Raw genomic sequence first — 14,203 nt, forward strand, 5'->3', positions numbered from 1 at the left:
CCCGGCTACACCAGCCCGCGGCGCAACTCTTCGAGCGAGTATTTGGTGTCGCGCCAGATGACGCCCCCGTGTCGCCAGGCGTGCCCGGCCGAGCGCAGCAGGGTGTAGGCGAACAGCAGCCCGGCCACCGGGTGCAGCAGGAAGTAGAGCGGATTCACGCCCAGGGGCGGAGCCATGCGGACGTACAGCGTCGCGATGGCGGTGACCGCCACGGCGTAGCCCAGCCGGCTGCCGGCCGGAGCCAGCGGCACTCCAGCAAAGGGAGCGATGTTCAGCAGCAGCAGCAGGAAGGCGGCGCCCAGCGTCCGCGGCCAGCGGAACTCCATGAGGGCGAACATGTTTTTGGTCAGGTTGCGCACCACGCCCATGGCGCCGTGCGCCCAGCGCAGCGACACCAGGCCGTGACCGATGACGTTGCGCTGCGCGAATCCGCCCAGCTTGACCAGCTTGCCCAGTTTCATGTCATCGATCACTTCCAGCCGCAGCGTTTGGTGTGTCCCGATGGCTTCGTACGTCGTGCGCCGTACCAGATTGAAGGCGCCTACGCCCATATGGTCGCGCGTCTTCGGGTCCGCCACCTTCCACGGCCGGTGCCCGAAGATAAACAGGGACATGAAGAACGCCGTCATCATCCGCTCCCCCACGGTGTGCAGCTTCACCTCCGGGAAGAGGACCAGATGATCGGCCCTCTCTTCCAGTGCGTAGGCCAGGGCGCGGCGCAGAGCGTCCGGACGGAAGACTACGTCGGCATCGGTGAACAGGAGCCACTCGCCCGAGGCCGTCGCCGCCGCCTTCCACATGGCATGGTTCTTACCCAGCCAGCCGGAAGGCAGCTCGCTGACGTGCAGCACACGCAGCTTGCCGGCGGAGGCGGAGGCAAGCTGATTCAGGATCTTCCCGGTACGGTCGGTCGAGCGGTCGTTCACGGCGATGACCTCGTAGTTTTCATACTGCAACTCGAGCAGCGACCCGACCGCCGTCTCGACGTGATCCTGCTCGTTGCGTGCCGGCACGATGATGGTGACGCGCGGCTCCGGCTCCAGCCTTCTGTCCCATTCCGGCCGGGCGATGTCAGCCACCTGCCGCATGCCCAGGCCGATATCCAGCAGCCGGTGCAGCCACACCAGGGCCAAAAGCCAGCCCAGCACCAGGTGGAAGGTGGCCATCAGAAGGCGCCCTCCAGCCGCGCCCGCCGGGCTTCCGTCTCACTCACGAAGTGCAGCAGCACCAACCCCACCAGGAAAAAGAATATGAGAGAAAGAATGGCCAGCCGGGAAGAACCCAGCCCCTGTTTCACCACTGCGAACGCCAGCGGTCCCCAGATGGAGGAAAACTTGGAGAAAACCGTATAGAAGCCGAAAAATTCGGCGCTTGCCGTTTCGGGAACCATGGAGGCGTAGAACGAACGGCTGAGCGCCTGCGAGCCTCCCAGCACGATGCCCACAATCATCCCCAGCACGAAAAACTCGGTCGCGGTGGTGATGAAATAGGCGTAGACCACCACGCCCGTCCACATCACGAGCGTAGCCATGATGGTGTGACGCGTGCCGATCCGTCCCGCCAGCCGGCTGAAGACCAAGGCGCCCACGGTCGCGACGCCCTGAATGATGAGCAGCGTGAGCATCAGCTTCCACGCCGGGAGCTTCAGCTCGACCGTTCCGTAGGTCGTCGCCAGGTTGATCACCGTCTGGATGCCGTCGTTGTACAGCATGAACGCCACCAGGAACAGCACCAGATGCTTGAAGCGGCGCACCTTCAGCGTGGTCTTCCAGGTACGCGAAATGCCTACCGCGGGATAGGCCAGCAAGGCCGGCCAGGAGCGGAAGCGTTCCGGCAATTCCCCGGTCGCGGGCGCTTCCCGCAGCAGGCGGGCGGTGAAGGCCGTGAAGCCGGCCCACCACAATCCCGCCGTCACCAGGCCGATGCGCACCGCCGCCTCCTGCGAGAGGCCGAGCTTTTGGTGCCCCGCCACCAGCGCCAGCGCGATCCCGAACTGCAGGCCGCCGCCGACGTAGCCGAAGGCATAGCCCTTGCCCGAGACCCAATCCTGTTTCTCGTCGCTGGCGATTTGCGGCAGGAACGCGTCATAGACGACGTTGCCATTCACGAACCCGATCTGCGCGACAAAGAAGAAGAACATGGTGCGGGCGACATCGCCGGTGTGCGTGAAGTACAGCAGGACGGTGAACAGCGCGCCCAGGTAGGCGAAAAACAGCAGGAAGCGCTTCTTGGCGGCCGAAAAATCTGCGATCGAGCCCAGCACCGGCGCGCACAGGAAGGCCACGAAGTCGGTGGCGCCCACCAGCAATCCCCACAAGGCGTCGGCCTCGTAGCGCGTGCCGCGGAACGTCAGGCCGTCCGGCCCCACGATCACGCTGGCGAAATAGATCGGCAGCAGCCCGATGGCGGTGGTGATGTAGGCGCTGTTGGCCCAGTCGTACATGCACCATCCGAAGATGGTGCGGGGATCGTCCTTGCGCGGCGCGGCAGTCGCGGCTTCCGAAACCATGCGAAGTCAGTGACTATAGCACGCGCGTTCGGGCGTCAGCCGCGCGTGCGGCTGCGCGGCCAGCGCGCTTCCACCACCGTGCCGATGCCGCCACGCGGCCGGAACTCCCCGCGCACCACGGCCCACTTGGGGCGCGCGGCGCGCACCACATCCTCCAGCACGCGGTTCACGATGTTCTCCTGGAAGATGCCCAGATTGCGGTAGGAAAGCAGGTACTCTTTGAGCGACTTCAGCTCCAGGCAGCGTCGGTTGGGAACGTAGCGGATGGTGAGCACGCCGAAGTCCGGCAATCCGGTCTTGGGGCAGACCGAAGTGAACTCCGGGATGTCGATCACGATCTCGTAGCCGGGAAACTGGTTCGGCCAGGTCTCGATCTCGGGCATGCCGACCTCCAGGCCGGCCTTCGCGTGCTCGCTCGTGTAGTGGGGCTTGCGCATCAGAGCATTCTAGCAATCAGCAGTTAGCAAATGGCATTTGGCATTTGTCCGCCGAAGGCTTGACGCCCCGGTTAGACGGATCAGCCTGACCGTTCAGGGGCCAAATGCTAATTGCTACTTTCCCCACGCCATCCCGTCCGGCTCATTTCCGGTGGTGAAGGTCTGGAGCACTTTGCGCCCGGCTACGTCGATCACGGACACCAGGTTCGCGTTGGTGTTGGCGACGAAGGCGCGGCGGCCGTCGGGCGTAATGAGGATCCCGACCGGCACGGTGCCCACCAGCACCTCGCCGACGCGCGCCCGCGTCCGGGCGTCGAACACCGCGATGCGGTTCGAGCGCGCATTCGACACCCACACCTCCCGGCCATCGGGCGTAAATTTCACGCGGATGGGAAAATCCCCGCCGCTCGAAAAAGTGGCGACCACGCGGTCGGTGGCCACGTCGATCACCGAGATGCTGCCCGCGCCGCGATTGGTCACCCATACCTCGCGGCCGTCGGGCGAAACGTCGATGCCTTCGGCGCCGGCTGCGGTGGGCACAAAGGTCACCCTGTCGGACACGCGCTCGATGACGGTCACGCTGCCTGAGCCGATGTTGGCCACGTACAGCTTGCGCTCATCGGGCGTCGGCACCACCATGTGGCTCACCTGCTGGCTGGTCTTCCACGACTTAAGGATCTTCCCCGTCGCCGCCTCCAGTTCCAGCACCGCCTGCGCCCCTTCGCAGGTTACCCACAGGCGGGAGCCGTCACGGCTCACCCAGATTCCGTGCGGCTGGCGGTTCTCGCCCAGATCGTACGTGGCCTTCACTTTGCGCTCCGTCAGATCGAGCACGGTGATGGTGTTGCCCGGTTCATTACGCGGTGGCTCACCCTGGCGGAACACCCCGAAACTTCCGTAGTTGGAGACATAAGCGTACCGGCCGTCGGGCGAGGTGGCGGCCTCGTGCGGCCCCTTGCCCGTGGCCAGCTTGGCCACCACCGCGTAGCTGGCGGGATTCACCAGCGCGGCTTCATGGTCGCTCTTGTTCAACACCACCAGCACACTCTCCGCCGCCGCCAGCGGCGCCAGAAGCAGGAAAAGGGCGAGGGTCGTAACCGTCGTGCGAAGGGTCATCCGTCAGCTCCTTCCGAGGGAGTTCACAGCCTACCAGCTTCCCGCGCTCAGCTGCATCCCCCGGGTGGAGCATTGCCAGGGCGAACCCATCCTGCATCTAAACCCGCGAGCAGCACTGTCACAGACGCCGTGGCCTCGATTGGCTATACTGAATGCTGAGTTTACTTTCCATCGGGCATAGTGCCCGGGCTGGAGCGCTGCGATTGCACAGTAAACGGATCCAGGTGATGGCGGGTGCGGGCGTGGCCGTGGTGCTGCTCGCGGCCTTCATCTCACTGCGCCAGACGCGGGTACCCGTCCGCGCGCAGACGCCGGCGCGCAAGTCCATCACCAGCACCATTGCCACCAACGGCAAGATCGAGCCGGTGGAGTACTTCGAGGCGCACGCCCCGGCGGCCACCACCGTCCGGCGGCTGCTGGTCCACGAAGGCGATGCCGTCCGCCGCGGGAGCCTGCTGCTGCAGCTGGACGATGCCGCGGCCCGCGCCGAAGTCGCCCGTACGCTGGCGCAACTGCGCTCCGCCGAAGCCGACCTGGCCGCCGTCCGCAAGGGAGGCACCCGCGAGGAGGTGCTGACCAACGAATCGGAGCTGGTCAAAGCGCGTGCGGAACTCGATGACGCGCAGCGCAACCTCGATGCCATGCGCAAGCTGCTGGAGCGCCAGGCCGCGTCGCCGGCGGAGGTGGAGGCGGCGGAGAACCGCGCCAGGCGCGCTCAGGCCCAGGTGACGCTCCTCGAACAGAAACTGGGCAGCCGCTACTCTCAGCCCGAAGTCGTCCGTGCCCAGGCGCGCGCCCATGAGGCCCGCGCCGCCTACCAGGCGGCCCTGAACGTGTTGCGCCAGGCGAATGTCGTGGCGCCGCGCGACGGTACCGTCTACTACCTGCCGGTGCGGCCGGGCCAGTACGTCGAGTCCGGAGACCTGCTCATCCAGGTGGGCGACCTGCGCAAGGTGCAGGTGCGGGCCTTCGTGGACGAGCCCGAGATCGGCCGCCTCGCCCGCGGCCAGAAAGTCGAGCTCACCTGGGACGCGCTCCCCGGCCGCACCTGGGAAGGCGAGGTCACCCGCGTGCCTTCCACCGTCGTGGTCCGCGGCACACGCACCGTGGGCGAGGTGGTATGCCAGGTCGACAACCAGGACCTCACGCTCCTGCCCAATGTGAACGTCAACGTCACTGTCATCACGGCGCAGCGCAGCGGCGCGCTCACCGTGCCGCGTGAGGCCGTCCACGTGGAAGACGGCAAGCACTTCGTGTTCGAGGTTGTGGGCGGCCACCTGAAACGGCGCGAAGTCGAAGTCGGCGTCTCCAGCCTGACCGACTCCGAGATCGTGCGCGGCCTCGACGAAAAGACCCTAGTGGCACTGGGCGCTGCCGATTCCGCCATGCTGCGCGACGGCCTGGCTGTGCGCGTCGAGCCCTAGCCGAACTTTCCCCCGCACTCCCTCGTTTACAATCCATTCCTGTCGTTTGAATTCCTGCACATTCTCAAGGTGACCTATGCGAGCGATGAAGCGAGTGGGCCTGATCCTCTCTGTGGCGGTGGTGTGCTCGATATCCGGCCTGGCGGAGCCGGTTCCCTTCCGCAGAGCGCTGGAGCTGGCGGTGCGCAACAGCGGAACCATGGCCATCGCCAACGCCGATAAGGTCCGCGCTGAGAGCGAATACCTGGCTTCGCGCAACCTCTACCTGCCGCAGGTGGTCGTGGGCTCGGGTTTGGCCGCCACCTCGGGCTTCCCGCTGAGCATCGAAGGCTCGGCGCCGTCCCTCATCCGTGTGGTGTCCTCGCAGTTCCTCTACAACGCGGCCCATCGGGAATTCGTGCGCGCCGCTAAGAGCGAGTGGTCCGCGGCCAGCCGCAAGAACGACGACCGCCGCAATGAAGTGTTGCTCGAGACCGCCCTCGCCTACCTGGAACTCGACAAGCTGGCGAGCGAGTTGGCCACGCTGCGCGAGCAGGAGAAATCGGCGGAGCGTATCGAACAGATCACCGGCGAGCGCGTGGCCGTGGGCGTGGATAGCGAGGTGGAGCGCACCCGCGCCAGGCTCGCCACGGCGCGCGTTCGCATGCGCCTGGCCGAAGTGCAGGGCGCCATCGACGTGCTGCGCTTGCGCCTGGGCCAGCTCACCGGGCTGCCGGCCGATAGCTTTGAAACCGACAGCGAATCCGTCCCCAGGCTTCCCGAGGTCCATCAGGAGGAAAACCTTGCCGCGCGCGCGGTCGAGAACAATCCGCTGGTGAAAATCGCGGACGACGAGGCCGCGGCGCAACAGTTCCGGGCCAAGGGGGAGCGCCGGGCCATGTATCCCAGCTTCAACCTGATCGCCCAGTACGCTATGCTGGCGCGTTTCAACAATTTCGACGACTTCTTCAACAAGTTTCAGCGGCACAATGGGACGTTCGGCGTCTCCATCCGCTTCCCTTTTCTGGATTTCGCGCAGCGGGCGCGGGCCGAAGCGGCGGATTCGGAATCGGTGATGGCACAAAAGCGCGCTGAGGGCGTCCGCCAACAAGTGTCGAGCGAGACGCTGCGCCTGCAGCGCGCCGTGCGCGAAGCCGCTGCGGCGCAGGAAGTAGCGCGGCTCGAGTACCAATTGGCACGCTCCGAAGTGGATGCCGTGCAGGGACGCATCGAGGTCGGCACCGCTTCCCTGCGCGACGAGCAGAACGCCCGGCTCACCGAAGCCGAGCGTTACCGGGCGTTTCTGGATGCCAGCTTCGCGCTGGAAAAGGCGCAACTGGAACTGCTCCGCACTACAGGCGAACTGGAGGCCTGGGCGACTAAGTGAGCAGTCACAAGTTCTCGGCGCTCGCACTGTTGCTCGGCACAGCTTCTGACGCCTTGCAAGCTGACGAGGGCTCCCGGCCAGCTTTATCGCGACCCGCTTTCGGCGGGCAAACGAATGTGCAACCCACGGCGTAAGTGGGTGGGCCTCAGTCGAACAGCCGCATCAGCCCCGAGGGCTCAAAGTCTGGAACCAGGAAGCTCTCCGTCTGCCCTGCCGCGCGCGCCACTTCTTCCGCGGCCCGGTAGCCGCTGCGCACAGCACCCTCCATGGTGGCGGGCCAGCCGGTTGCGGTCCAGTCGCCGGCCAGGAAGACGCGCGGCCACACCGTGGCGGTGCCGGGACGATATTCGTCCGAACCGGGCAGCGCCGAGTATGTCGCGTGCACTTCCTTGATGACGGTTGACTTCATGAGGCGCGCCTCCGCGGCTTTGGGGAAGAACTCTTTGAACTCGGCGAGCGCCAGCTCCAAAATCTCGTTGCGCGGCTTTTCAACCAGGGATTTGGACGAGCTGACCACGAGTTCCAGGTAACTGCCGTTCCCTTCCCCGGCGCGGCGTTCAAGGATGCGCGACTTGTGGAACATCCACTGGATGGTGCGGTCGAGGAGCACCGCGTGGTCGAGCTCGGTGACTTCGCGATCGAACCAGAGGTGGATGCCGGTGATGGGCGAGGTCGCAAAGCGCCCGAGCTGCGCGCGCAGCGGCTCGGCCTCGGGCTGCACCGGCAGCAAGCGCGCCGCCGCGTCGAAAGGCACCGCCAGCACGGCGAAATCGGCGCGCAAGTCACCCGCCGACGCTCGCAGCAGGACGCCATCGGCCTGCGGCTCGAATGACTCTGCCGTGGAGCGCAGGCGCACCTGTCCGCCCCGCGCCTCAAGGTATGCGATTCCGGCTGCGTAGAGTTCAGTCAGCGGCACGGTGGGCACACCCATGCGGCCCGCCGCGGCCGACTTCAAAAACGACTCGCGGAAAACCTGCGCCGCGTAGTGCACGGACATGCGGTCCAGGTCTTCGTTGAGCGCGCTGACCAGCACGACTTTCCAGAAACGGTTGATGGCGCGCTCGGTCTGTCCATGGCGCCGCAGCCAGCCGAGAAAGGGCTCGCCGAAATCAGCGGGAACCGACGACAGGAAACGCAACATGGCGCGGCTGATGGCCAGCTTGTCCGCGAAGCCGAGCGACGAAGCCGCCAGGAACGACGGAACGGCATGCAGTGGCGCAGGCAGCCACGAAGGCGCGAGCACCGTCTGCCGCCCGCCGGGCTCGAGAAACGTGAGCCGGTCGTACCAGCGGATCTTCTGCTCGACGCCGGTGCGCCGGTAGAAGTCGAGGAGGTTGGTGCAGCAGGCGAGCACCACGTGCTGGCAGTTATCCACCACTTCCCCGGTGCCGGGATGCTGGTAGGAAGAGGCGCGGCCACCAAGGTAGGGACGGCGCTCGAGGAGAGTCACGCGAAACCCGGCTTCGGCCAGGGCGCAGGCGGCGGAGAGACCCGCCAGACCGCCCCCGACTACGGCTACAGTCCTGGCGGAAGGGGTCATCCGGTCAGGCGGCGCAGGAAGCCTCGCCCGAGCACGCCCAGTTTTTCGGCGAAGGAAAGACGCACGCGCGGGCCGAAGACGTCGAAGTTGCGCTGGGCCATCTTCTCCAGCAGGCGGCGATAGATGCTGACCAGCACCCACAGCGCGGGCTGGCTGTCCTCATCGACCAGCGGCAGCAGTTCGTCCGCGGCGCGATAGAATTCGCGGGCTCGCGCCGCTTCGAACTCGAGCACCGGCTTGAGGCGTGCTGGATCGAAGCCGTTGTTCAGTCCGCTCGCCAGCTCCTCGGGCGAGCAGCCGAAGCGTGCCAGGTCTTCGGCTGGCAGGTAAATGCGTCCCAGCGCGGCGTCCTCGCGCACGTCGCGCAGGATGTTGGTGAGCTGGAAAGCCATGCCGGTGCGCACGGCCAGCGGCTCGGCCGCGCGATCGCGGTAGCCGAAGATGCGGATGGTGACCAGGCCGACGACCGAGGCCACCTGATAGCAGTAGCGGGAAAGGTCGTCGAAGGTCTGGTAACGGATGGCGGGGGCGCCGGCCCTAGGCGCCTCGGCGATATCCATCTCCGTGCCGGCGATGAGCTGGTCGAGCAGCTCGACCGGAATCTGGAAGCGCAAGCGCGCATCGCCCAGCGCGAACAGCACCGGGTCGTCGGTCGAGTGGCCCTCGGCGACGTGGTGCATGTGCTCGCGCCATTCCGCCAGACGCCGGCGCTTTTCAGCCGGCGAGAGCGCGGGGTGGTCGGCGATATCGTCGGCGTGGCGCATGAAGGCGTAGACAGCGGAGAGCGCATCGCGCTTTTCGCGCGGCAGGACGAGAAACGCGAAGTAGAAGTTGCGGGCCGCCGATCGGGCAATGCCACGGCAGACCGCATAGGCATGGGCCACTTGGCTGCTCATCGCAACTTTCTCAGCGCCGCCTGCACCAACAGCCTGAGCTTGCGCGAGCGGGAGATCACGGGCCGCGCGCGCAGCACGTCGAAGCCCTGGCGTTCGATGGCGTCCAGGATCTCCTGTCCGCCGCGGGTGAAAAGTTCGATGTCGAGCGCCAGGTCCCGCTCGACCATGCCGGCAAGCGGCAGGCCGCGCGCGAACCACTCCCGCGCGCGTTCCACCTGGAATCGCATCAGGTCCAGGAACGCGGGCGTGGGCCGGTGCAGTGAGAGATCCTCCTCGCTGACGCCGAAGCGGGCCATGTCTTCGCGCGGCAGGTAGATGCGGCCTTTGGCCAGATCCACGGTGACGTCCTGCCAGAAGTTGGCGAGTTGCAAGGCGGTGCAGGTGATGTCGGAAAGCTGCTGGCGCTCCGCATCGCGGTAGCCGCACACGTAAAGCACGATGCGTCCCACCGGATTCGCCGAATACCGGCAGTATCCCAGCAGGTCATCGAAGGTGGCGTAGCGGGAAACGGTCTGGTCCTGGCGGAAGGCCTGGAGCAGGTCGGCAAAGGGCTGGCGAGGAACGTCGCAGGCGCGCACCGTTTCGGCCAGGGCTACGAACACGGGATGTCGCGGCGCACCGGCATAGCAGGCGTCGAGTTCGGCCTCCCACTCGTCGAGGAGCGCGAGCGCGGCCTGCGGGTCGCCGACCTCGTCGCCCAGATCGTCGGCGATGCGGCAGTAAGCGTACACGCTGTAAAAGTGCGGCCGCAGGCGCTCGGGCAGGAACCAGGTAGCGACGTGGAAGTTCTCGTAATGCGAGCGGGCCAGCCGACAGCAGTAGGCGCGCGCTTCCTCGAGCGAGGGGGCCTGCTGCGGAATGGCGTATTCCGCGGGCAGGCGCGCCCATCCGCGTACGGAGGCTCCGAGCGCCCCCGTGACCTGGCTGGGACCGGACGTGACGGTGGAGGACATCGGGTTGTCTCCGCAAGCTCCCGGCGGCTCGGGCTAATGGCCGGGGATGATTGCGGTCTTGATGTCACCGTTGCGGTTGAGCATGTGCCGCAGCACCTGCTGCAGGCGCGAGAGCGGCGCTTCGCCGGTGACGTAATCGCTGCTCTTGATTTTCTTCTCGGTGATGAGCGCGAAGGCACGGCGCACGGCTTCCGGCGTGTGGTGAAACGTAGCCTTGAGCGTAATCTCCGCGTAATGCAGGCGGTTGGTGTCGAGCTGCACCTTGGTGCCGCTAGCACATCCGCCGAAAAAGTTCACCGTGCCGCCCTTGCGAACCATGTCCACGGCCCACTCCCAGGCCTGCGGGCGGCCGACGGCCTCGATGACCACATCGGCGCCGCGACGGTCGGGGCTGATGGCGCGCACGGCCTCGACCGGATCGGCCACGGAAGTGACCTGGATGATCTCATCGGCGCCGAAGCGCTTGGCGGCCTGCACTTGGGAATCGCGCTTGACCACGGCGATCACATTGCACCCGGTGAGCTTGGCCACCTGCACGAACATCAAGCCGATAGGCCCGCCACCGATGACGGCCACGGTATCTCCGATTTCGACTCCGGTTTCATGCAGTCCGCGCAGTACGCAGGCCAGGGGCTCGACCATGGCCGCCTCGACGAAGCTGACATTGGGCGGGATGGTAAGCGTGTTGGATTCCACGATGCGGCGCGGGATCTTGATGTACTCCGCGTAGGCGCCGTTGTTGAACAGCAGGTTCTCGCAGAGATTCTCCTGGTGCTTGGAACAATAGAAGCACATCTGGCAGGGGGCGGAGTTGAGCGCCACGACACGCATCCCCTTGCAGAAATGCTTCACGCCCGAACCCACTTCTTCGACGACGCCTGCCAGTTCGTGCCCGAACAGGGCCGGAGGCACAATCATGCGGGCGTGGTAGCCGCGCTGGTACACCTTCAGGTCGGTACCGCAGGTGAGCGCCACCTGCACCTTGATGAGAAGCTCGCCCTCCTCGACATGGGGGATGGGCACACGTTCGATTTTCACGTCCTCTTTGCCGTAGAGGACGGCTGCTGTCATCTTTCCGCTCAAAGTTTTCGTCCTTCCGAGGGCTGCCCGGGCTGAATGACCACCTTCATAGAATCCGGTCCGGGATGGGCAGCGAGTTCAAGCGCCGCGACCGCTTGCGGGAGGGGGAAGCGGTGGGTAATGAGCCGCTCCAGATCCATCTCCCGGCTGAATACAAAGCGCACCGATTCCTCCTGCAGGTCGACCGAGGCGCTGTAGGAACCCAACAACGATTTTTCGTCAACGCACACAGATGAAGGGTCGAACGCGGCCTGCGCGCGCACGGTCTGCGCGAACAGCAGCACGCGTCCGCCCGGCCTCGCGGCGTCCAAGGCAGGCTGAATCAGCCCGTTACCCGCAGCCGCGACAATCACGGCGTCGGCGCCGCGGCCTTCGGTGCACTGGCGGACTTCCGCGGCCGGGTCGGCCTTGGATGCGTCCACCGTCCGTTGTATCCCGAAGCCTGAGGCTATTGTAAGCCTTCGGGCGTACAAATCGGAAGTTATAACTTCGGCGCCCGCGCGGCGGGCCAGAACGGCCAGAATGATGCCGATGGGCCCCTGCCCCAGGATGAGGACGGTTTCGCCCGGGACCAGCCGCAAGCTCTCGATGCCCTTCATGCAGGTGTTTACCGGCTCCACGAACGTGGCCTGTTCGAACGACACGTCGTCGGGGATGCGCACCAGGCCTCTGCGGACGATCCAGTCCATCACGCGGACGTACTCGGCAAAACCGCCGCCCGCGGGTTCGAAGCCGGCCGTGGTGCCCACCTTCTTGTACACCGGGCACTGCGCGAAGACCTTGTGCAGGCAGTAGAAACACTCGCCGCACGGGATGTGATGGAACGCCATGACGCGATCGCCGACCTTGAAGCCGGTAACACCGGCGCCCACGGCCGCCACCACGCCCGAAGTTTCGTGGCCGAAGATGCGCGGCGCAGAATGTGAGCCGGTTGAGATTTTCTTCAAGTCGGTGCCGCAGATGCCGCAGGTATGGACCCGCAAAAGCAGCTCGCCCGGCCCGATTTCCGGCACCGCCACGGTCTCGACGCGGACGTCGTTCACGCCACGATACACGGCGGCCTGCATGGTGGCGGGAAGGGCGCCGCGTTGGGGTTTTGGCTCGGTCTGAGCTGCGACGGTCATGCTCTCATCCCTATTGTCTCTCCAAAATGGTCACGCCGACCGCGCTCTTTCCTGAATGAAACTTTCAAATCCTTCCTCGGTAAACAGCACTTCCAATTGTCGGCAGAGAGCCTGTGCGGCCCGTTCGGAGTCTCGTGCCAGGCGTCGAAGCGTCGGCCAAAGGTAGGGGCGCAAAACCACGTGCACAAGGAAGGGCGCCGTCCGGAACTTCCCCACCGGATTCACGAAGCGGCCGAAAGGCGGCAAGCTGGAGTCCATCTCGTCGGAGATGGCCTTCAAGGCAAGGAACCCCACGCGACGCTGCTGCGCCAGTGCGGCCAGGGCGGCGGCTTCCATGTCCACCGCTTCCGCGGCGAAGCGCACACCGAGTTCGCGCTTCTGCTCGGGTTGTAAGACGCGATTGCTGCTCACGAGGGTGCCGCGGCCAGCCAGCGTGTCGAATCGCATGCCGGTTTCGGCGCTTACCACCGCCGCAGGACAAACCACATCCCCAACCTTCTCCTCCGGGCCCAGGGCCCCGGCGAAACCAGCAGACACCAGGACCTCGGCGCCAGTGCAGGAGAGCGCAGCGTCGGCAGTCATGCAGGCGGCGTCCCGGCCGATGCCGCCGCAGGCCACCAACTTCCCGCTCTTTTCGAAGAACACGGCGGTACTTCTCCAGTCGTCCCGAACCAGTGCAACTTTCTTGCTGGGCCACTCTTTCACCAAGGGCCGGACCTCACGCTCCAGGGCAGCGACGATGGCGACCTTAGGCACGAACGTATCCGTGGGCATGGAACCAGTCGACGGCGCGGCGCAGCGCATCATCCGGCGGAACGATCTCCCAGCCCAGCTCGCGTTCCGCGCGCCGCGAGCTGACGAACATTCTCTTGCGGCCCATGCGCACGGCCTCAAGCGGCGCGCGTGGCTCGCGGCCGAACAGCATGCCGGTGAACAGCGTGTCCAGAGCGCCGAAAGCGCAGGCCACAGCGTAGGGCAGACGCACGCCCGGAGAGCGCAGCCCAGTGAGCGCCGCCAGCTTGTCCAGCAACTGCTTGAGCGTGAGGTTTACCCCGCCCAAAATGTAGCGGCGGCCGGGCTGCGCCTTTTCGGCAGCCAGCACATGCCCACGCGCGACTTCCGCCACATCCACCAGATTCAGTCCCGTATCCAGGTACGCCGGAAAGCGACGGTTCAGGAAATCCACGATGATCTTCCCTGTAGGCGTGGGCTTGATGTCACCCTCGCCGACGGGGGTAGTGGGATTGACGACGACCACATCCTGTCCGGCGCGCGCCGCTTCTATCGCTACCTGTTCCGCCATGAACTTGGAACGCTTGTAATGGCCGATCATGTCGGCTAACGAGACCGGCGACTCTTCGTCGCCGGGAGTACCGTCCGCCGGAAAGCCCATGGTCGCGACGCTTGAGGTATAGATCACGCGGCGGACACCCGCAGTCCGGGCCGCCATGAGCAACGACCGGGTCCCTTCGACGTTCGACTGATACAGTTCCTCCGGCCGCCGCACCCACAGCCGGTAGTCGGCCGCGACGTGGAACGCCAGCTCACAACCCTCGAGGCCACGGCGCAACGACTCCGGGTCGCGCAGGTCGCCGACGATCCGCTCGGCGGCCAGATCGTCGATGTTCCCCGTCGGGCTACCTGACCGAACCAACAGGCGCAACTCAGCCCCCGAGCGGGCCAGCACGTGCGCGACATGGCTACCGACAAACCCGGTCGAGCCTGTTACAAAAGCCTTCACCGTGGATCCGCACAAGC

General features: G+C 65.8%; 13 protein-coding genes. 2 read left to right on the forward strand and 11 right to left on the reverse strand.

What is annotated here, in order from left to right; translation table 11 throughout:
• Positions 1 to 5: 5 nt before the first annotated feature.
• The 4 genes from VNK82_10655 to VNK82_10670 all read right to left on the reverse strand — a co-directional run bounded on the left by VNK82_10655 (position 6) and on the right by VNK82_10670 (position 4,062).
• The gene (locus VNK82_10655) at positions 6 to 1,166 is read right to left on the reverse strand and encodes a glycosyltransferase family 2 protein (protein ID HXE91412.1); all 1,161 of its coding nucleotides are present in this window, start codon (positions 1,164 to 1,166) and stop codon (positions 6 to 8) included.
• Positions 1,166 to 2,509 (reverse strand): MFS transporter, encoded by a 1,344-nt coding sequence (locus tag VNK82_10660; protein ID HXE91413.1) that lies wholly within the window; start codon positions 2,507 to 2,509, stop codon positions 1,166 to 1,168. The genes VNK82_10655 and VNK82_10660 overlap by 1 nt, the downstream gene beginning before the upstream one ends.
• A gap of 35 nt (positions 2,510 to 2,544) precedes the next feature.
• Positions 2,545 to 2,946 carry a preQ(1) synthase gene (gene queF, locus VNK82_10665; protein HXE91414.1) on the reverse strand — a complete coding sequence of 134 codons (402 nt, stop codon included), beginning with the start codon at positions 2,944 to 2,946 and terminating at the stop codon, positions 2,545 to 2,547.
• A gap of 114 nt (positions 2,947 to 3,060) precedes the next feature.
• Positions 3,061 to 4,062, reverse strand: coding sequence for a beta-propeller fold lactonase family protein (locus VNK82_10670; GenBank protein ID HXE91415.1), 1,002 nt, complete (start codon positions 4,060 to 4,062; stop codon positions 3,061 to 3,063).
• A gap of 203 nt (positions 4,063 to 4,265) precedes the next feature.
• Here VNK82_10670 and VNK82_10675 point away from each other — a divergent pair, with 203 nt between their 5' ends.
• On the forward strand, positions 4,266 to 5,486 hold the full coding sequence (locus VNK82_10675) for an efflux RND transporter periplasmic adaptor subunit (protein ID HXE91416.1): 1,221 nt from the start codon (positions 4,266 to 4,268) through the stop codon (positions 5,484 to 5,486).
• Between the two features lie 85 nt (positions 5,487 to 5,571).
• A complete protein-coding gene (locus VNK82_10680) occupies positions 5,572 to 6,852 on the forward strand; it encodes a TolC family protein (protein HXE91417.1) in 1,281 nt (426 codons plus the stop codon).
• A 145-nt stretch (positions 6,853 to 6,997) separates the two neighbouring features.
• Here VNK82_10680 and hpnE read toward each other — a convergent pair whose 3' ends face one another.
• From hpnE to hpnA, 7 genes are read right to left on the reverse strand one after another with little or no spacing between them, the layout of a single operon-like run.
• Positions 6,998 to 8,392: a hydroxysqualene dehydroxylase HpnE gene (gene hpnE, locus VNK82_10685; GenBank protein ID HXE91418.1), complete on the reverse strand. Its 1,395-nt coding sequence runs from the start codon at positions 8,390 to 8,392 to the stop codon at positions 6,998 to 7,000.
• Positions 8,389 to 9,288: a phytoene/squalene synthase family protein gene (locus VNK82_10690; protein ID HXE91419.1), complete on the reverse strand. Its 900-nt coding sequence runs from the start codon at positions 9,286 to 9,288 to the stop codon at positions 8,389 to 8,391. The genes hpnE and VNK82_10690 overlap by 4 nt, the downstream gene beginning before the upstream one ends.
• Entirely contained in the window at positions 9,285 to 10,241 is a 957-nt protein-coding gene (hpnC, locus tag VNK82_10695; GenBank protein ID HXE91420.1) for a squalene synthase HpnC, read from the reverse strand. Before hpnC ends, VNK82_10690 begins: the two co-directional genes overlap by 4 nt.
• 33 nt (positions 10,242 to 10,274) lie before the next feature.
• Positions 10,275 to 11,312, reverse strand: coding sequence for a zinc-binding dehydrogenase (locus VNK82_10700; protein HXE91421.1), 1,038 nt, complete (start codon positions 11,310 to 11,312; stop codon positions 10,275 to 10,277).
• 8 nt (positions 11,313 to 11,320) lie between these two features.
• The gene (locus VNK82_10705) at positions 11,321 to 12,445 is read right to left on the reverse strand and encodes a zinc-dependent dehydrogenase (protein HXE91422.1); all 1,125 of its coding nucleotides are present in this window, start codon (positions 12,443 to 12,445) and stop codon (positions 11,321 to 11,323) included.
• Positions 12,446 to 12,475: 30 nt separating this feature from the next.
• The gene (locus VNK82_10710; protein ID HXE91423.1) at positions 12,476 to 13,201 is read right to left on the reverse strand and encodes a hypothetical protein; all 726 of its coding nucleotides are present in this window, start codon (positions 13,199 to 13,201) and stop codon (positions 12,476 to 12,478) included.
• Positions 13,194 to 14,186, reverse strand: a complete 993-nt coding sequence (gene hpnA, locus VNK82_10715; GenBank protein HXE91424.1) for a hopanoid-associated sugar epimerase — start codon at positions 14,184 to 14,186, stop codon at positions 13,194 to 13,196. Before hpnA ends, VNK82_10710 begins: the two co-directional genes overlap by 8 nt.
• Positions 14,187 to 14,203 lie beyond the last annotated feature (17 nt).

The sequence above is a fragment of the Terriglobales bacterium genome, assembly GCA_035573675.1.
Classification (GTDB): Bacteria; Acidobacteriota; Terriglobia; order Terriglobales; family Acidobacteriaceae; genus DATMAB01.